The following is an 18,884-nucleotide window of genomic DNA, read 5'->3' as shown; positions in this document are numbered from 1 at the left end:
TGCAATCAGATCGTCCGACGCCAGGCAGCGTCAATCGTACTGCATTAAGTCATGGAGACAAAAATGATTGAAGGACTCAAACCTTACGTGGCATTCGGAGTCGATCCGGCCGGCGTCGCACGCGCAACGTACGAACTTCGTTGCAGCAACGACGAAGAGGCGAGGCGGCAAGCCGAGGATTATCTCGACGCGCACGAGTTCATCGAGTTGTGGATTGACTACAAACGGATCGCTCGTCTGAAGCGCAGCAGGTCTCGGGGCTCCAGCCAATAAATTCCGACTGTCATTGCATCAACTCGAACAATTCGAGGACATCTGCCAAGCATACGCTGTGATAGATTTCGCTTCAGCACAAGCTTTGGAGTCAATGGCCTAGCGGTCTTCAGCGCCCCCGTGGTTTTTACGGGCTGAGCATTAACGCTGTTAGCACCGCATGGGAGCCTAGCCCTTGTCAGGAAACGGCTAGGCCGCTTAATTCGTGCGATTGCACTACGTTAATTATTTTGCAGAGTTGCTCTTAATGAAAGCCATCGAGCAAATCGTCGCCGGCTTCGTGTCGTTGAAGGATCGTCAGGCGCTGGAGAAGCTCAAACATCATCGGCGGCAGCTGTTGGATGATGTTCAAACGCACGGGGTCGGACCGTCTGTCGTGAGCGATATCCTCCGCGGGGAAGTCGAGATCATCGAAGCAGCATTGGCGCGCTTCGACGAGAATCGAGCATTGTCATGAGCGAAAACCGCGAGGAGATCGAGACCTTGAGGTTAATCAGAGCGTTCTCGAAAGTTAGAGATCCCCAAAGACGAAAGCTCATCATTGAATTCACCGAGACCGCGGTGCCTGAGGTTGGCACTGTTGCAGAAGGCAATCCGAGCGATCTCAAGCCTGGCGGTGAGCGGCTTCGTTGATGGGCCTCGACGCATATCCAATGTAGCCGTAGCCCATTTACGTCATACACGCTGTGCCAATGGGCCTGGTCCAAATGGATTACATGGCCGCACCGTAGCCCGCGGCGTCCGAGGCATCGGTGCGCTGTATGAGAAAAATATGATCTCTTCAGCGTATCACCGAGTAGTGATTGCTGGCTTGGCAGGGGCCTGCGTGGGGCAATGGTAGTAGCGCGCCGCAGCAAGTGCGAATCTTGGTAGACCAAATTCGGGAAAGCCGTAACGTCACAAGTGGAGGCTGGCCGCTCAGCCTCCTAGCCCCGGCAGCCCCAGCTCACCCCCTGAGTTGGGGCTCGCCGCGTCCTTCAGACCCGCACCTCAAGGCGCAGGCCGAGGACCCCGTTCTGAGTTGATCAAGATGGATGGCGTCGAGTACAGCCTGATAGGTTTAGCGCTGCTATCCTTCATCACCGGCGTGGGCGCTCTTCTGTTCGGATGAAGTGATCGGCGAACCCTTTATCGGTCGCCCGTTCCACATCCGTGGCTTATCGCTCTCCGAGCCACCATGCCGACGGCGGGTTCCCGAACGATCGGTATTCAGCGTCGTTAATGCTAATTGCGATCAGACAAATTGCGGGTTGCCTTACGAAGGCAAGTTCTGCAAGAAAATCCGCAAGGGACGAACGCTACACGTCCCTAGAACTTCAGCACCAGCGCTTTCGGCGCTGGTGTTTTTTCGCGCGAACGGGTCATTCCCGGCTCGCTCCCACGCCTGCGCGGGTCCAGCGGTATCAAATTCCGAACGAGTGCCTCATCTGAGCCGCCATGCGCTGGACGGCGTAGGTGTACTTGCCTTGGGCGAACTGCTGATCCGCTATGTAAAGAGCCACAAGAACGGCTATCGCCAACAACAATCCTTTCACCGAAATCCCCCACGCGGCGGTTAAGAAATGCAGATGGCTTCGAGGCTACACACTTCAATGCAAATGGCATGGCTCAAATAGGCTACGCCAGAGAAGACCGATTGGAACTCGACCGCAGCTGATGACGTTGAGTCGGGTCGTGTTGGAGTACATTGCGATGACCAATCACCGAACCGCTCTGATCATATTTGCAGTCGCGCTCGCGATTGCGCTTATCGCAGCGATTTTTGCGACGTTCGAGAACGTCAATACGCGCGTGGCCAGCAATGAGGTGCCACCGGGTACGACCGGGTTGGCTCGGCCACATCCGCCGTTTGATCTGGCGCCCGGCGCACCAATACGGATGCCACAACAGAGGTAGGACAGGAGTCGCCCGGGCGGCGAGCACCGCCCGGCTCATCCGGGTGCGGGTTGAGCCGATCATCATTGTTGTGACAGCCGGCACAGCCTCCGCTCGTCGCCGCGCGAGGGCGCGGCGGACATCTGCGCGACGATACGAAAGTATGGGGGTGCCGTAGAGCGAATGTAGGGGGCAGAAAACAGCACGATCGGCGCTATAGCGTGCGCAAGTCGCGCGCAGCGAAGCGCGCATCATTCTCACGACAGGGGAGGAGAGCTTGATACGCCTGCTATTGCTGCTGCCGTTCATCGGGTTGATGATCGTGCCCTTCTACAACATCAAAGAGCCGATGCTGTTCGGTTTCCCGTTTTTCTATTGGTATCAGCTTGCCTGGGTGCCGCTGACCTCGCTCCTCACCTGGATCGTCTACAGGAGCGTGCGCAATGTTGAATGATGTCGACAGCGCGGCGCTCGCCGTTTTCATCGCCTTGTTCGTGCTCGTCACCGGCATGGGCTTCGTCGCCTCGCGCTGGCGCAAGCCGGAGACGCTCGCCCATCTCGACGAATGGGGCCTCGGTGGCCGCAAGTTCGGGACCTGGATCACCTGGTTCCTGGTCGGTGGCGATTTCTACACCGCTTATACAGTGATCGCTGTTCCGGCGCTGGTCTATGCGGTCGGAGCCTACGGCTTCTTTGCCTTGCCCTACACCATCATCGTCTATCCCTTCGTGTTCGCGGTGATGCCGGTGTTGTGGAAGGTCGCGAAAGACAAGGGTTACGTGACCGCCGGCGACGTGGTGCGTGGCCGCTACAACTCGCGCAGCCTCGAGCTTGCCGTGGCCGCCACCGGCGTGCTGGCGACGATGCCCTACATCGCGCTGCAGCTGATCGGCATGGAGGTCGCGATCAAGGCGCTCGGCCTGCACGGCGAGATTCCGCTCGTGCTCGCCTTCCTGGTGCTCGCGCTCTACACCTATTCGTCGGGCCTGCGCGCACCGGCGCTGATCGCCTTCGTCAAGGACATCATGATCTATATCGTGGTGATCGCCGCAATCGCGATCGTGCCGTCGAAGCTCGGCGGCTATGGCGAGATCTTCACCGCGGCGGACGCTGCCTTCAAGGCCAAAGGCTCCGGCGGCATCCTGCTGGCACCGGCTCAGGTGGTCCCCTATGCTTCGCTGGCGCTGGGTTCGGCGCTGGCGGCCTTCATGTATCCGCACACGCTGACCGGCATTTTCGCGTCATCGGGAGGCAACACCATTCGCAAGAACGCGGTGCTGCTGCCGGCCTACACGCTATTGCTCGGCCTGCTGGCGCTGCTCGGCTATATGGGCCACGCGGCCGGACTGAAGCTCGCCAGCAACAATGACGTCGTGCCGGCGTTGTTCAAGATCCTGTTCCCGGGCTGGTTCGCGGGCTTTGCCTTCTCCGCGATCGCGATCGGCGCGCTGGTGCCGGCGGCGGTGATGAGCATCGGCGCCGCTAATTTGTTCACGCGCAATTTCTGGAAGGTCTGGATCAACCCGGCCGTCACGCCGGCGGGCGAGGCCAAGGTCGCCAAGATCACCTCGATGCTGGTGAAGGTCGGCGCGCTGCTCGCGATCCTGTTGATGCCGACGCAGTTCGCGCTCGACCTGCAGCTGCTCGGCGGCCTCTGGATCCTGCAGACCTTGCCGGCGCTGGTGTTCGGGCTCTACCTGAACTGGTTCTCGAGCACGTCGCTGCTGGTCGGCTGGGCGGTCGGTCTGGTCGGTGGTTCGCTGATCGCCTGGTCGGACGGTCTGAAGCCGCTGCACAGCATCGACTTCGGCGCGGGCAAGGTTGCCATCTACACCGGCCTCATCGCCCTCGCGGCCAATGTGGTGGTGGCGGTTGTGGTCAACCTGGCGCTCAAGGGGCTGTCGCAGCCGCGCCCGGCCAGCGAAGCGGCCTAAGGCCGACGGCTCGATTGGCGGCCGGGTCCCGAATCCGGCCGTCGATGCCCTCGGTTTTGTCTTGACGCGTTTTGTTCACGCCAACCGGTGTCCACTTCGCTGGAAAACGCTCTAGTATCGGCGGCCCGCGACCTGTCGCGGGCCGATCTCGTGCGTGAGGTGTCCTTGCAGGGCTGGTTCGTTCTCGCAATCTCGGCGGCCTATGTGACCGCGCTGTTCCTGATCGCCTGGTGGGGCGACCGGCGCAGCGTCGACGGTCCGCTGGTGTCGCCGACATCGTGGACGGCCGCGGTCAGCTATTGCCTGACGCTCGCGGTCTACAACACCTCCTGGAGCTTCTACGGGTCGGTCGGCCGGGCCGCGACCAGCGGGCTCGACTTCGTCACCATCTATCTCGGCCCGACGCTGGTGCTGCTGTTCGCCCAGCCGCTGCTCGTCAAGGTGATCGCGATCGCCAAGGCGCAGAACGTGACCTCGATCGCCGATTTCATCGCCGCGCGTTACGGCAAGAGCCAGTCGCTGGCCGCGCTGGTGACCCTGGCCTCGTTGCTCGGCGTGCTGCCCTATATCGCGCTCCAGCTGAAGGCGGTCGGCAAGAGTTTTGACTATCTCATCCTGCAGCCGGAACGGGCCGGTGGCGCGGCGTTGCAGTTCTGGCAGGACTCCGCCTTTGGAGTCGCCGCATCGATGGCGTTGTTCGCGATCATCTTCGGCGTACGCCATGTTCATGCCAGCGAGCATCATCGCGGATTGATGTTGGCGATCGCGTTCGAGAGCGTGGTCAAGCTGGTCGCGTTCCTGATCGTGGCGCTGTTCGTGCTGTTCGGCATCGCCGGCGGACCGGGCGAGCTGCTGTCGCAGGTTCGTCTCGATCCAGAGCTCGCGCAGGTCCTGTCGCTCGATATCGGCCAGCCGGTCTGGCCGGCGACCATCATCATCTCGGCGATCGCCTTCCTGTGCCTGCCGCAGGCGTTCCATGTCGCGATCGTCGAGAACGAACAGCCCGCGCATACCCGCACCGCTGCGTGGCTCTATCCGCTCTATCTTGCGGCGTTCAGCCTGCTGATCCTGCCGATTGCCGCCACGGGCCTGGCCCGGTTCGGCGGCATGATGGATCCCGACACATACGTGATCTCGCTGCCGATCGCCTCCGATGCCAAGACCGTCAGCCTGATCGCGTTCCTGGGCGGGCTGTCGGCCGCGACCGGCATGGTGATCATGACCGCGGTGGCGCTGAGTACGATGCTGTGCAACGACGTCATCATGCCGCTGCTGTTGCGCTGGCGCTTCCTCGGCCGGCGCGCGGCGAACTGGTCGGTATCGCGCACGCTGATGGCGGTGCGCCGGTTCTCGATCGTCGGCATCCTCCTGCTGGCCTATCTGATGCACCGTCTGGTCAATCATGGCTATCCGCTGACGGTGATCGGCCTGTTGTCGTTCGTGGCGGTGGCGCAGTTCGGGCCGGCCTTCATCGGCGGCCTGTTCTGGCCGCGCGCCAACAAGGCCGGCGCCTCGGTCGGGATCGCGGTCGGCTTCGTGATCTGGGCCTACACACTGCTGCTGCCGTCCGCCGGGCTGTTATGGCCGGCGCTCGCGCCGATCGCGCGCGATGGATTGCTGCCATGGCTCAAGCCCGGTGGGCTGTTCGGTCTCGAGGGGCTCGATCCGATCTCGCATGCCACGCTGTGGAGCCTCAGCGTCAATATCGCCTGCTTCGTGCTGTTCTCGCTGCTCGGACGGCAATCGACCATCGAGCGCAATCAGGCCGCGGCTTTCACCCAAGGCGCGGCGCGTGGGACCGCCTCGCCATTGTCGTCTCGCGTCCTGGTCCGGCTCGATGATCTGCGCGCGCTCGCGATCCGCTTTGTCGGCAGCGAACGCGGCGTGGCCGCCTTCGACGCCTATCTCGCCGCGCGCCGCGCCGGCCATGCGCCGGCACTCGACCCGTCGGGCCTTGTCGATCTCGATTCGATCCGTTTCACGGAAAACCTGCTCGCCGGCGCCATCGGCGCGGCGTCGGCGCGCGTGGTGATCGCGGCCTCGCTCGAGGGCCATTCGCTGTCGCGGCGCGCGGCGATGGCGATGCTGGACGAGGCCTCCGAAGCGCTGCGCTTCAACCGCCATCTCTTGCAGAGCACGCTGGAGAGCGTGCCGCAGGGCATCTGCGCCTTCGACGCCGACTTCAACATCTCGGCATGGAACGGTCGCTTTATCGAGCTGCTCGATCTGCCGCGCGATCTCGTGCGCGTCGGCCTGCCGCTCGCCGATCTGATTGCCTTCAACGTCGATCGCGGCGAATACGCGGCGGCCGAGTTCTCCGCGCTGTTGGTCAATCGCGACGTCGCGACGCAAGTGTGGCCCTATGTCTACGAGCGCAAACGCCCGGACGGCACCGTGCTCGAAATCGTCTATGACCGCATCGCCGGCGGCGGCTACGTCTCGACCTACACCGACGTCACCGAACGGCATCGCGCCGCCGAGGCGCTGCGCCGGGCCAATGAGGATCTGGAGCTGCGCGTGCGTGAGCGGACCGAAGCGCTGGAGCGCGCCAAGGCGGACGCCGAGCACGCCAATCTCGGCAAGACGCGCTTCCTCGCAGCCGCCAGCCATGACCTGCTGCAGCCGCTGAACGCGGCGCGGTTATTCCTGTCGGCGCTTGACGAAAGCTTGCGGGTACAGCCGAGCGCCGGTGACAAGGACCGGAGGCTGGCCGGTAGCGCGATTACGGCGCTGCGCTCGACCGAGCATATGCTCGACACGCTGCTCGACATCTCCTCCTATGATTCCGGTGCGGTGCGCGCCGAGCCGGTCGATTTACCGATCGCCGATCTCCTGGCGCAGCTCAGCGTCGAGTTCGACGCCATGGCGCGTGAGCGCGGCCTGTCCTTGCGCGTCGTTGATTGCGCCTGTGTGGTGCGGAGCGATCCGCATCTGCTGCGCAGAATCCTGCAGAACTTGTTGTCGAACGCGGTGCGCTACACGCCGAAAGGCCGTATCCTGCTGGGATGCCGGCGCAAGGCCGGCGCGCTCCGGATCGAGGTCTGGGACACCGGTATCGGCATCGCCGAGACGGACCGCGACCGGATATTCGAGGAGTTCCAGCGGCTCGTGCCCGCGGCCGACAAGGGGCTCGGCCTCGGGCTTGCGATCGTCGACCGCATCTCGCGCCTTCTCGGACACACCGTTAACGTGCGCTCGCGTCCCGGCCACGGTTCCTGTTTTGCGGTCACCTTACCCCTGGCGTCCGGTCCCGGTGCGACGCTGCGCCGTGCGCGCGCTGCGGCTGCGCCGCTGCCGGCCGAGCAACCGCTGACGATCCTGTGCCTCGACAACGATGCGACGATCCTGCAGGGGCTCATGGCGCTGCTCGGGGGCTGGGGCCATCATGTCGTGACTGCGACAGACCCGGCCGCGGCGATGGCGGCAGCAACCGCCGGGCCGCCCGATGTCGTGCTGCTCGACCACCACCTTGACGGCGGCCGCAGCGGTCTTGATTTTCTCGACGATCTCAGGCGCGCATCGGCGTACAACGTGCGCGCGCTGCTGATCACCGGCGATCGCAGCGAGGAGGTTCGCAGCGCGGCGAAGGCGCGCGGCTGCGAAATCCTGCTCAAGCCGGTCAAGCCGGCTGCGCTGCGACGTTTCCTGAGCGGCGAGGCCTTGACCCGTCGGCTCGCCACCCATGAGGACCGTCACCCGGCATGACCACACGCATCGTCATCGGCGACGACCATCCGCTGGTGCAGGCCGCGCTGCAGAGCGCACTGTCGGCCGTGCTTCCCGATCTCGAGATCATTCCCTGCCAGTCGCTCGACGAGGTATTGGCGGCGGTGCCCGGCCGCATCGAGGAGATCGACCTGATCCTGCTCGACCTGACGATGCCGGGCATCCAGGGATTTGCGGCGCTCTTCGTCCTGCTCGCACAGTTTCCGACGGTGCCGGTCGCGATCATCTCGGCGCGGCAGGATGCGGCCACGATCCGCCGCGCCATCGCCTATGGCGCCTCCGGCTATATCCCGAAATCGCTCGGCCTGCCGGCGATGGCGGACGCCATCACGCGCATCCTGGGCGGCGAAATCTGGATGCCGCCGAACATCGGCGGCCGGGGCTCGATCCAGAGCGAGGACGTGGAGCTGGCGGCGCGCGCGGCCTCGCTGTCGCCGCAACAACTGCGCATCCTGGCGATGATCGTCGAAGGCAAGCTCAACAAGCAGATCGCGGCCGAAATCGGCATCGCCGAGCAAACCGTCAAGGGCCATGTCTCGACCATCCTGCGCAAGCTCGGGGTGGGATCGCGCACCCAGGCCGCCGTGCTGGCCGAGCGGCTGGCGTTCGGCAGCGCGCGAGGCGTTTCATCGCCTGCACAGCGAGAAGGGTGAAGGCGCCGAGGATATCCTCCTGGCTGCCGTCGCCGGCAAACAGACTGAGAACGGAAATGTTCGTGGTTTTGTACGCAAGTGGCGCACCCGACACGATTCGAACGTGTGACCTTTGCCTTCGGAGGGCAAGGGTGGATAGCTTACCCTTGCTTACCTGAAATCCCTTGGAATTGCCGGCGCTCAGATATAGGCTGAAAGCCGCCAGATTTGAGGGTTACGGTCGTTGCTCTGAATTTCCCTCGTTTTCCGGCGCCTGCTTACCCAGCGCTTACCTCAGGGAAAATGGCCAAGCTCACCAAAAGGACTGTCGATGCTGCCGAAACGTTCGGCGCCGACCTGTTCATCTGGGACGACGAACTCCCGGGATTTGGCCTGCGGGTCAAGAAAAGCGGCGCGAAGTCCTTCCTGGTGCAGTACCGAAACGCTAATGGCCGCAGCCGGCGCCTCACCATCGGTCGGTACGGGGTCTTGACCGCGGAGGAGGCCCGGAAAGAGGCCAAGCTCGCGCTGAGCGACGTCGTGAGGGGAAGCGATCCGGCCGAGGTGAAGAAGCAGGCCCGCGGCGCCTTAACCGTCGAAGAACTGGCCCTTGAGTACTTGGATAAGGCCGAAAGGGGTCTCATTCTCACGCGCCGCGGTGAGGCCAAGAGCGACTCCACCCTCTACGTCGACAAGGGAAGAGTCCACCGGCACATCATCCCGTTGATTGGCAAGAAGACCGTCAAGGGCTTTACGTCCACCGATGCCGGTCGTTTCCAGCGCGACGTCATCAGCGGAAAGTCGGCCGCCGATGTGAAGACCAAGGCGAGAGGCCGGGCTATCGTGAGGGGCGGGAAAGGCACGGCAGCCCGTACGATGGGCTTACTGGGCGGTGTCTTCAGCTACGCAGTCGCGGAGGGGTACAGGCCGGACAATCCCATCAACGGGATCGTTCGGCCCAAGGATGGCAATCGGGAATGGCGCCTGGATGACCCTGGGTACCGGAGTCTCGGCAAATGCCTGGCTGTCGCGGAAGCTAACGGGCATCACTGGCAGCGCGTTATGGCCAGCAAGCTCGCTGCCCTGACGGGCTGTCGGCTCGACGAGATTGAGGGGCTGCTGAAGACGGAAGTCGATGGCGTAGGCATGGCGCTCAGGCTTGGCGACACCAAAACCGGCAAGAGTATACGCCCGATTGGGTCGGCAGCCCTTGCTGTTCTGAAAACGGCCTCGAGCAAGTCCAATTCGAAATACGTCTTCCCCTCGATCACAAACCCCAAGAAGCACCACACAGGGCTAACGCGATGGCTACAAGGCGTATCGTCACAAGACGTGCCTGGCATTACCAGTCATGGCTTGCGTCACTCGTTTAGCTCGACGGCCGAGGACCTTGGTTACTCGATTCCGACGATCAAGGGACTAATAGGTCATTCGAAGGCATCGGTTACCGAAGGCTACATCCACAAGATCGACTCGGCGTTGCTGGCGGCGGCCGACAAAATTGCACGTCACATCGACGAGGCCATGACAGGGCGCAAGCCAGGCAAAGTGACCCATCTGAGAAGAGCTTGACTAATCGACGCGGCTAGGGCGACGGCCCGAAAAGCTGGTACCGCACCGGCCCGCCGTCGACCACAATGCGGAACTGCTCCAGCGGAGGAGCAAAGATGCCCCTCAAAGGGTTTGTGATCACTGACGCCAATCTTCCAGAACCGAAAACCATCGACGACGATTGCCTAAGGGCCATCTTCGACGCCTTCGCATTCGAGTTCGAGCGCCGCGACGCAGCGAAGAAGTGGATATTGAATCTCATAAGGGAATGGCACCTCTTGATGCGAGAAGTGCGGCTACGGCCAAGCCGAGATGCGGATCGACAAAAAATCGAGGATGCGGTGGGAAGGATTCGACAGGCATCCGAGCTTCTAAGCGGTATTGGTCCAGTGGGTCGGGCTAGCCTGCGGTCAGCGATGCCTCTACCGGTGAGTCGGATGCTCAACACGAGATGGTTACGAGAGAAATTTCCTGAAGAGGAGGCCTTGCCGCCGCCATCGACCGGTCGCGCTGAAATGCGTTCTGGATTAAGGAGCCGTCAAGTCTACATCGAAGAAGACACCGAGAAGGGGCGCTACCACGCGGTCAAGCACAGTCCCTCACGTACGCTAGCCGCTATCCTACAGGAAATCGAGGTCGCCCTCTCTCAATCGCTTGCAGTCACAAAAGAGGCTGGTGGGAGGCGGCCTACCACCCTTCGAGAGTTCTTCATCGTGAACCTTTGCGAAGCGTGGCGGATTGGCGGTAAGCCGCTAGAAATGAGCCAAGAACTTGTCGATTTTTGCGCGGCTATCTTCGAAGGAATTGGCTGGCCTGATCGGGGTTTGAAAGCAGCCTGCCGCAAGGCCTTCATCGCCTATATAGATCGAATCCGCAACTAGGTGCAAAAAAAGACCTAGTTAAGAAATCAGCTCGGTCGGCGCGGCTGCATACTCCTGCAGTTGCTGGGACGTTCTCAGCGCTACAGCGAGGCCCCGATGGATACCCTCAAAGATGAAGTAGCTAAGCTAGACCGGCATTTGCGACGGACCGAGGCTGCGCGATACGTCACGGAGACCTATAGCATTCCGTGCAGCCCTAAAACGTTGGCCAAGATTGCCTGCACGTCCTCGGACGGGCCGCCCTTCCGCCTGGCCGGCCGTTTCCCGCTCTATCCAACATCGGGACTCGACGCCTGGGCCCAGAGGAAGATTGGGCCACTGGTCAGATCCACGTCCGAAGTACGTCGCGCTAACTCAGCCTGATTCGCTATGCTCCACACAATCATTGTGAAGCCAGCGTGCGATGGTCGTGGTCGACGCCGGCACGATCGGTTCGATGCTCATCTACGGGACACCGACGAGTTGATCTGCCGCGCTACGCGACAGCCGCTGCTTGATGCCAGCAGAGTGCTTTTGAGCCGGGGCAACAACCCCGACGATCACATCTGCATGGTTTGGTCTCACAAGCCGCAAGCCGTCGCGATGAGTGCCCTCATAGGAAAAGCTGCTCAGTTCGATGTGATGGGCGAGAAGTTTGTCCGGCGAAAGGCCACTGCAGGGCCTATGCCGAGCGCGCCCATCAAAATCGATGTATCGGCTGGGCCCGGAGAGCCCTTCGGTAAAATGGCGGCTGCACAGGCTCGGCATGACGATTCGGTTCGATTTACAGCCGCATCGCCGATCATCTCGCCACCGACAGCGCTGCCGGTTTCCGTCACTGTCAGAGGACGAAAATGAAAATGCCGACGTGAGAGGAAGCTCACGCCGGCGAAATGTCGTCCCTCAACCGCAAAGCAGAGACACAACAATGCAGAAGATACTGCGCAATCGGATACCGCGCAATCGGGTACAAAGTCAGTCCTCTTTCGATCTGACTCCTCTCGGCCAATATGCAATCAATCGTGACGCCGTCGTCCTAACACCGGGCGGGCGATATGTTCAGCGCCGCTACGGCTTGCCAGCAAACCTCGCGAATTTATATGCCGCCATAAACGGACTCGGCGAGGCGCGATGACGCGATCGATTCGTATACCGAGGCGGCAGAATGACAAACCGGCGTGATTACCATCAGCGCACCCGACAAGACGCGCGAGCACGCGGGCGCTTTGTCAGTCTTACGGAACATATGCTCGGTTCGGCAGCGTGGCAGGCGCTCGACGGCAATTGCAGAGCGCTCTACGTTGAGCTGGCGAGGCGTTACAGGGGCCCGAACTCTAACAATGGTAAGATCCCCTACAGCGTTAGAGAAGCCGCCAAGGCGCTTAACGTCGGACGTAGTACGGCCCAGCGCTGCTTTCAGTGCCTTGTTGCCCATGGCTTCATTAGGGTAAGCAAGAGAAGCGGTTTCAGCATGAAGGGCCGCGTTTCAACTGAATGGCTACTGACAGAGTTTCCGGACGACACTCAAGCCACGCTTGTGACAGCGAGCAAGGATTTCATGAGATGGACACCCAATAATTCATTTCACAGTCCCATGTCAGACACTAACAGTCCCATGTCAGGGCCATGACTGGCCCTCAGGCGGGACCGTGTTGCGTAGGCGTCACTTTTATGGTGCTCAGACGGGACTGTGATGCTGCATTCCTCACTTTCACAGTCCCACCACAAGGACACTACTCAATTTACCATGTGGTGTGGCTTGTTTAAGCTGGATCAACGTTGGCCACACCGATTTTCGATACGGGCCGACCGCACGCGCCATCACCGTCGCCAGGATGGGCTTCGCTGCCTGCCAATTGAGTTACGCGACACGGAAATCGATAGTGGCCATCGCTCGCGCTGCGACTCGCGCAAGGTTAACTCGGATCCGCACCGGCTCGCCTATGTCGATGAGGCGATCACACCCCGGCTCGCTGTCCTGAGGCATCCGTGTTGGTACGCGGGGCGTCAGATCAAACGGCGGATATACTCACTTTAGGGGATGAGGCAGATCGCCGCATAAATCCAAGTATCCATCAAATGGCATATTCCTAGCGGGACGGCATTCTGTAGAAATGGCGTCTCGCGGATCGGCCTGGAATGAAGACTGACCAGCCGAGGCGTCGATGCCACTTGAGAGCGGCCGACCTGGTTCTGCAGCCACCGTTGCTTCGTTATCTCAAAGAGGTACTCGACCCGTTGATGGCGGCGCGCCTAGGAGCAATCGATGGCGACGTATTGGGTGCGATACAATTACAACGTCACGGTATCGATCAGTGGACCAGAGTCGCCAGCCGTACATCCGCTAGAATTCCTTGGCTACCAACTGACGGATCCTCGAGTCTCGGTCTCAATTCTTGTGGACCCAACACCTGCTTTGTCGTTCGACAATCTTGCGCTGTTTTATAACGACCTCCTCGACTACGGCTTCTCAAATCCCGCGCCCGGAGAAATATATCGAGAGATCATGCAAATCTCCATTGCCGACTCGTTCTTAGTCGGCTCGGAGCCAAGTCCATCAGAGTTACTTGGTCCAACCGTCATCTCACCCGCCCTGCCTCCGTTGCCAGGCGATCCTCCTTTCGACGGCTTAACCTATCATACATTCGCATGGGCAGAGATAACTCTACCAACCATGACGAGCTTGTTCACCACCAGCGCCGACATCGTCAATTTCAAAAGTCTGACTTCGGACCAACGAACCGCAATTATCGATGGCGGTGCGAATCTCTATAGCGCCCTCAATGGCAACGACAGTGTTACACTTCCAGACACGAGCACGATCCCAGGTGTCACAGGTGTTGCCTGGAGTTTTGGCCAGACATTCAACGCCGGTCCGGGAAACGACACAGTCGCCGGCGGAGTTGGCGACGACAAGATCGCCGGCGGTGATGGCGATGATCTCCTCTCTGGCGGAAACGGCACGGATATCCTCGACGGCGGGTTGGGCAGTGACTCGCTTTACGGTGGAGTCGGCCTCGACGTTCTGAGCGGCGACGATGGAGCCGACTTGCTTGACGGCGGCGACGGCAATGATTCGCTGTTTGGCGGCAACGGAAATGACACCGTCGCCGGAGGTGCTGGCAACGATACAATCGACGGCGGCCTTGACTCCGACCAGATCGATGCCGGGGGCGGCGATGATCTTATTTTCGGGTCGCCAGGAAATGACGTTGCCTTGGGCGGCGACGGCGTGGACGTGTTTGACTACCAGACCGGGAGCTTCGGAAATTTTCAGGACTTCACGGTTGGTACGACGCAGGCTCTCAATGGTGGAGCAAACCCGACAGGCACCGGCAACGAAGACGTTTTGAGGCTACCCGGAGCACCTAACAACTATTCGTTCTCTGTGACATTCGGGGGCAACTGGGCCAATACGCGAACCGAGATCAACTACGCTCCGTTGGGCCCCACTCAATACACTTTCAATACAAAGGATATTGAGAGAGTCACTTTCGCCAATCCGGTGAGCAATCAAGTTGACCTCGCGCGGGCAGGCGGCAGTATCGCCGTGGAAATGATGCTGCTGGCGCAGGACGCCTACGGCAAAACGAGTTGGCCGAAGCCAAGTGGCCTAGGTCACGATCCACTTGCTTATGAGGATCCGACTTTCATTCTGCCCGATCCTTTTGTGTCGCAAGACAACTGGCACCCCGTTTCGGCGCTCGAACTGGGCCTGAAGCCGGAAAATTTTGATCAGCTTGCAGGTCCGTCGGCTTACTCGTTTGTCGATGGCCGCTACAGCGCGATTGGTGGTCACGGCAACGCGGAGAGCAACGCGCTGGTGCTGACTGGCGTGGTAAACGGCGTTCGCACACTTTCGCTGACTTTTCGGGGAACTGACCAGTACTCAGATTTCCTGGATTATCTAAACTTCAACGACCACTACGCGCGATATCAGCCGCTGATCAAAGCGATCCATCGCTACATCAATGACCCAACCAATGGGATCACAAGTGTCCTCGTTTCCGGACACAGCCTTGGGGCCGCGATGGTCCAATATTTCATGCGAGCGACGCCTGATACATCGCAGTATACGGTGCGAGCATGGACTGATGGCTCCCCCGGATCGGATGAACCGGGAGCACCACGAAGTGACAGTCGAATTGAGAACTTTGTCCATACCGACGATCCGGTCACGAAGGTGCCATTCATCACGCAGCCAGGCGTCGAGAAGGCTATCATCGATGCCTTTGCTGCTCTGGGACCCTTGTCAGGGACAGCAGCTGCTGCGCTGGTCGCGATCACAAACCAGAAGTTCAGAGAAGGCTCGAATGTTCTTCTCAACAGCGACATTGGAAATGCCGTAACGGGACTCTTTGAGCATTCAAGCTCGACCTACACGCCAGACGTCGCGAAGCTCTATTCGTATGCCAAAGACGCCGGCAGCCCGTTCTCCGCGACCGCGTTGGGCTTATCGCTCGCTAGCAACCTCGCCAGCAACAATGTCTACACTGGCCCTCAGGTACAAGTCGCCGTTGGCACTTCGACCGGCCATCAGACACATACCATTGCCACTGACGCTTATGTGCTTGGCGGGATCGGCCCCGTCAATGATGACATTTTTTGGAACAGCCCCACGGCGTCCGATCCAACGCGCACCGTAGATGCGGGTGCCGGAACAGATACGATCATCCTCAAAGGCACTAGCGCTTATTATCACTGGAACCAACTCTCGGACGGTTTCGGGACCTACTACGATCTGATCTATAACCCGACCGGCAAGCCGGGCGCTCAGAGCTATGATGCGACGAAGGACGAGTTGATCGGCCGCACCTATCGCGTCGAGAACTTGATGTGGACCGGCGAATCCGCTCTGCGGCCGCTATCTGCAACCAGTACTGTCAGCGCACCCGCTGGTCAGGCGGTCAGCATCGCTGCGCTGATGACCCCGACAGACTTCATCGTCCACCTGGACGGGACGCCGGTCAACGTCCAGACCTTTGCAGCCGGATCGACCACTATCACGCTGAGTACTGGATACGACTATGCTGACACCGGCGATGGCGACCAGACCGTCACGGGTACAGCTTCCAATGACGTGATACTGATCGGCTCGGGCAATAAGAATATCGATGCTGGTGATGGCGACGACGTGTTGATGGTCAAGATCGATCAAAGCGCACCGACCACGCCGAGCGGAGACATGGTCACGCTCAACGGCGGCAGTGGTGACGACATCATCAATGCTGGTAACGCCAGCGGCACGGTCGACGGTGGTGCCGGTGCTGACGTCATGATTGGCGGCTACGTCAACACCGTCTTCTATGTTGACAACGCCCTCGACCAAGTCAGCGACCCATCAACGACTGACCATGACACTGTCGTCGCTAGCTTAGATTACGTCCTACCCGACGGTGTCGAGGAGTTGCAGCTCACAGGCGATGCGCAGATTGGCATCGGCAATGCCGAAGACAACACAGTTGTCGGAAACGGTGGTGACAACGCTCTAAATGGTCTATCGGGTAGCGACACGATGGTCGGCGGCGCCGGCAACGATACCTACTTCGTGGACGATCCAGGGGATGTAGTGACGGAGGGCGTCAACGAAGGCACGGACATCGTCCACTCCAGCATCAGCTACGCTCTCGGCGCGAATCTCGAAAATCTTACCCTCGCTGGAACCGAGAACATTAGTGGTAGCGGCAACTCTCTAGCAAATGCCATTACTGGCAACGCGGGCGACAATGTTCTCAACGGCGCAGCGGGGCCCGACGGGCTGACTGGCGGGCTCGGCAACGACACCTACTACGTCGACGATCCCGGCGACATCGTGGTCGAAAACACCGGCGAAGGCACCGACACGGTTCACACCACCATCAACTACAGCCTGACCGCAAACGTCGAGAATCTGGTGCTGGATGGCTCCGGAAATCTCTTTGGAATCGGCAACGCACTGGCCAACGTCCTGACCGGCAATTCCGGCAGCAACCTGCTCTACGGCGGTGACGGCAACGATACCGCCTCCGGCGGCGCCGCACTTGACGTCCTCGTGCTCGGCAACGGCGACGACTATGGCGATGCCGGCGACGGCAACGACTACATCTATGCCGGTGCCGGCAATGACGTTCTGATCGGCGGCACCGGGCTCGACGTCCTGCTGGGCGAGGACGGCAACGACGTGGAGTATGGCGGATCCGGCTTCAACTATCTGTTTGGCGGTGCCGGCACCGACACCTTGATCGGCTCGGGAGGTACCGCCGGCAGCGACGTCAACGTGATGTACGGCGAAGCCGGTGCCGACTACCTCTATGGCGGGCAAGGCACCAACTACTTCTACGGCGGCACCGGCGTCGACACCATGTTCGGCGGTTCGGGCTTGAACATCTTCATCTCCTCGGGCGAGACCGACGGCAACGTCATCTACGGTGGTTCGGGCCAGAACTACGTCTACGGCTCGAACGGCGGCGATACGGTGACCGGCGGCAGCGGCGTCGACGTCTTCCTGATGGGCACCGGGGCCGACCAGATCACCGGCGGCGGCTGGGTTGACTACGCCTGGGGTGGCGGCGGCACCGATACATTCAACATCAGCGACACCAGCCAGGAGATCATGGTCGTCCAGGACTTCAACACGGGCGGAGTGAACGACTTCGTCAGCTTCGCGGGTACATCGCTGCATTCGTTCGCCGATGTTCAGGCAGCAGAGACCTACGTTGCCGGGATCAACACCACGATCATCACCGACGCCGCGGGCAGCGCGGTTTGGCTGATCGGCATCGCGCCGGGACAGCTCGACGCCAGCATGTTCAAGTTTGCCTGAAGCAAACCGGGTCACTCTTTGAATCCAAGACTGCTGACCCGTGGCGTGTCTTGTTCGCGGGTTCCTTGGACGCGCGCATTCCACGGCTTCACGGTCGCCGGAGATGCACGGTGTTCCGTGGCTGAACTGCCGGTTTGCACAATCAACCCGGCAGGAGGGTCCGCGACGGGCAGCTTAGGGGCGATGGTCCGCCGCCACACGAAGGGCGCCGGCAAGTTTCGACCGGTTCAGTTAAGCGCAACGACATCCACTGGCCCGAGGCATTCATAATGGGCTAGGAGGCCGCGTAGAGCCGACTTGGCACCTCGGGCGTCAAATACTCGCCTCCAGGCGTATCTCTGCTCCACGCGGCCTCGCAGGCGCAGGGCGCTTTCCGCCAGCGGACCGCGAATGATCCCGAGGCCAGTCTGACCTCCAACTGCGCGTGCCATCGTTCTATGGATGCGATAAGTGTCCACGCCACCTAGAGGTCCGCGATGACGGTCTTCGAAACTGCCTAGGAGACCGTCGAGTCCATTGGCTCTCGCGGTTGGTATGCGCCGGTCATGGCAAAGCGCATTTCAACGCCGACGCTTGTGACAAATGGTGAGCGCAGTCCCGAGTTCTTCCAACGCATCGTTGACGAACTGGAACGATGTCTGCCTCAACGAACTCGCGTAAAAATCCCCGCTTCATCCCACACTGTTCCAGGAGAAGCCCCTGACGCTTATCACGAGGCCGTACTTGCCTTCATCGCGGGTCACTAGCAAAAGTACTAGGATTCTTAGTACAGCGCGCCTTCCGGTACTGGCCATCACCTCACTTAGCGCGGTGCAGCGAGATGTCCGGAGCTGGGGGCAAACCGGAAGTGGTTAGCCCGCGGCCAAAATGACGCGATTGACCCTCAACAGACATTCGGTCCGCCGCATCAACAGGTCGGACGTGACCGCGCCCGACCAATGCTGCAGGAAGCATCAGAACGTTCTTGCCAGGGCGCCGTCCACACGTGACTCAACTGAGACATCAAGCGCCATAGGGCCGGCCATCAACCTGAAGTCCCACAGGCACTTGGCATCGATGCTTGGGCGCGCCGCTTTCTTCCATCGCAACCGCGAGAGCAAACCCTGCAGGCAAAGCCAGGGCCCTACGGCCGATTGCCCCTCGCGCGCCGCTCTGAGGCCGCAACTAAGGGCAAAGCCGACGATCGCCGGCCGGACGCGCATCGCGCGAATTCTCCCGGCCTAGGCCCACA

General features: G+C 60.8%; 10 protein-coding genes and 1 tRNA gene. 10 read left to right on the top strand and 1 reads right to left on the bottom strand.

Annotated elements, in window-relative coordinates:
• The first annotated feature begins 63 nt into the window (after nucleotides 1–63).
• The 7 genes from G6P99_RS47145 to G6P99_RS47115 all read left to right on the top strand — a co-directional run bounded on the left by G6P99_RS47145 (nucleotide 64) and on the right by G6P99_RS47115 (nucleotide 8,461).
• Nucleotides 64–273, top strand: coding sequence for a hypothetical protein (locus G6P99_RS47145; protein WP_029079461.1), 210 nt, complete (start codon nucleotides 64–66; stop codon nucleotides 271–273).
• 247 nt (nucleotides 274–520) lie between these two features.
• Nucleotides 521–730: a hypothetical protein gene (locus G6P99_RS47140; RefSeq protein ID WP_029079462.1), complete on the top strand. Its 210-nt coding sequence runs from the start codon at nucleotides 521–523 to the stop codon at nucleotides 728–730.
• On the top strand, nucleotides 727–906 hold the full coding sequence (locus G6P99_RS47135) for a hypothetical protein (protein ID WP_029079463.1): 180 nt from the start codon (nucleotides 727–729) through the stop codon (nucleotides 904–906). The genes G6P99_RS47140 and G6P99_RS47135 overlap by 4 nt, the downstream gene beginning before the upstream one ends.
• 1,519 nt (nucleotides 907–2,425) lie before the next feature.
• A complete protein-coding gene (locus tag G6P99_RS47130) occupies nucleotides 2,426–2,602 on the top strand; it encodes a DUF3311 domain-containing protein (protein WP_029079464.1) in 177 nt (58 codons plus the stop codon).
• Complete coding sequence (gene mctP / locus G6P99_RS47125) at nucleotides 2,592–4,082, top strand: monocarboxylate uptake permease MctP (RefSeq protein WP_029079465.1); 1,491 nt, start codon at nucleotides 2,592–2,594, stop codon at nucleotides 4,080–4,082. Before G6P99_RS47130 ends, mctP begins: the two co-directional genes overlap by 11 nt.
• A gap of 150 nt (nucleotides 4,083–4,232) precedes the next feature.
• Nucleotides 4,233–7,787, top strand: coding sequence for a hybrid sensor histidine kinase/response regulator (locus tag G6P99_RS47120; RefSeq protein WP_156928461.1), 3,555 nt, complete (start codon nucleotides 4,233–4,235; stop codon nucleotides 7,785–7,787).
• The gene (locus G6P99_RS47115; protein WP_035976470.1) at nucleotides 7,784–8,461 is read left to right on the top strand and encodes a response regulator transcription factor; all 678 of its coding nucleotides are present in this window, start codon (nucleotides 7,784–7,786) and stop codon (nucleotides 8,459–8,461) included. Before G6P99_RS47120 ends, G6P99_RS47115 begins: the two co-directional genes overlap by 4 nt.
• A 79-nt stretch (nucleotides 8,462–8,540) precedes the next feature.
• Here G6P99_RS47115 and G6P99_RS47110 read toward each other — a convergent pair.
• Nucleotides 8,541–8,615, bottom strand: a tRNA-Arg gene (locus G6P99_RS47110).
• Between the two features lie 128 nt (nucleotides 8,616–8,743).
• On the opposite strand from G6P99_RS47110, the gene G6P99_RS47105 reads away from it, so the two are divergent.
• The 3 genes from G6P99_RS47105 (at nucleotide 8,744) to G6P99_RS47095 (ending at nucleotide 17,653) form a co-directional block, all read left to right on the top strand.
• A complete protein-coding gene (locus G6P99_RS47105) occupies nucleotides 8,744–10,012 on the top strand; it encodes a tyrosine-type recombinase/integrase (RefSeq protein WP_165126950.1) in 1,269 nt (422 codons plus the stop codon).
• 95 nt (nucleotides 10,013–10,107) lie between these two features.
• Nucleotides 10,108–10,872, top strand: coding sequence for a hypothetical protein (locus tag G6P99_RS47100; RefSeq protein ID WP_165126948.1), 765 nt, complete (start codon nucleotides 10,108–10,110; stop codon nucleotides 10,870–10,872).
• 2,245 nt (nucleotides 10,873–13,117) lie between these two features.
• Nucleotides 13,118–17,653 carry a hypothetical protein gene (locus G6P99_RS47095; protein WP_165126946.1) on the top strand — a complete coding sequence of 1,512 codons (4,536 nt, stop codon included), beginning with the start codon at nucleotides 13,118–13,120 and terminating at the stop codon, nucleotides 17,651–17,653.
• The last annotated feature ends 1,231 nt before the right edge of the window (nucleotides 17,654–18,884 follow it).

The organism is Bradyrhizobium sp. 6(2017) (assembly GCF_011058295.2).
Taxonomy (GTDB): domain Bacteria; phylum Pseudomonadota; class Alphaproteobacteria; order Rhizobiales; family Xanthobacteraceae; genus Bradyrhizobium; species Bradyrhizobium septentrionale.
Note: the sequence above shows the minus strand (reverse complement) of the source record. Positions and strands in the feature narration are given on the sequence as shown.

Bases quoted from the DNA above. Each gene is read 5' to 3' on its own strand.
- G6P99_RS47100 (WP_165126948.1), top strand. From the start codon at position 10,108: ATGCCCCTCAAAGGGTTTGTGATCACTGACGCCAATCTTCCAGAACCG.
- mctP (WP_029079465.1), top strand. From the start codon at position 2,592: ATGTTGAATGATGTCGACAGCGCGGCGCTCGCCGTTTTCATCGCCTTG.
- G6P99_RS47105 (WP_165126950.1), top strand. From the start codon at position 8,744: ATGGCCAAGCTCACCAAAAGGACTGTCGATGCTGCCGAAACGTTCGGC.
- G6P99_RS47145 (WP_029079461.1), top strand. From the start codon at position 64: ATGATTGAAGGACTCAAACCTTACGTGGCATTCGGAGTCGATCCGGCC.
- G6P99_RS47115 (WP_035976470.1), top strand. From the start codon at position 7,784: ATGACCACACGCATCGTCATCGGCGACGACCATCCGCTGGTGCAGGCC.
- G6P99_RS47095 (WP_165126946.1), top strand. From the start codon at position 13,118: ATGGCGACGTATTGGGTGCGATACAATTACAACGTCACGGTATCGATC.
- G6P99_RS47135 (WP_029079463.1), top strand. From the start codon at position 727: ATGAGCGAAAACCGCGAGGAGATCGAGACCTTGAGGTTAATCAGAGCG.
- G6P99_RS47140 (WP_029079462.1), top strand. From the start codon at position 521: ATGAAAGCCATCGAGCAAATCGTCGCCGGCTTCGTGTCGTTGAAGGAT.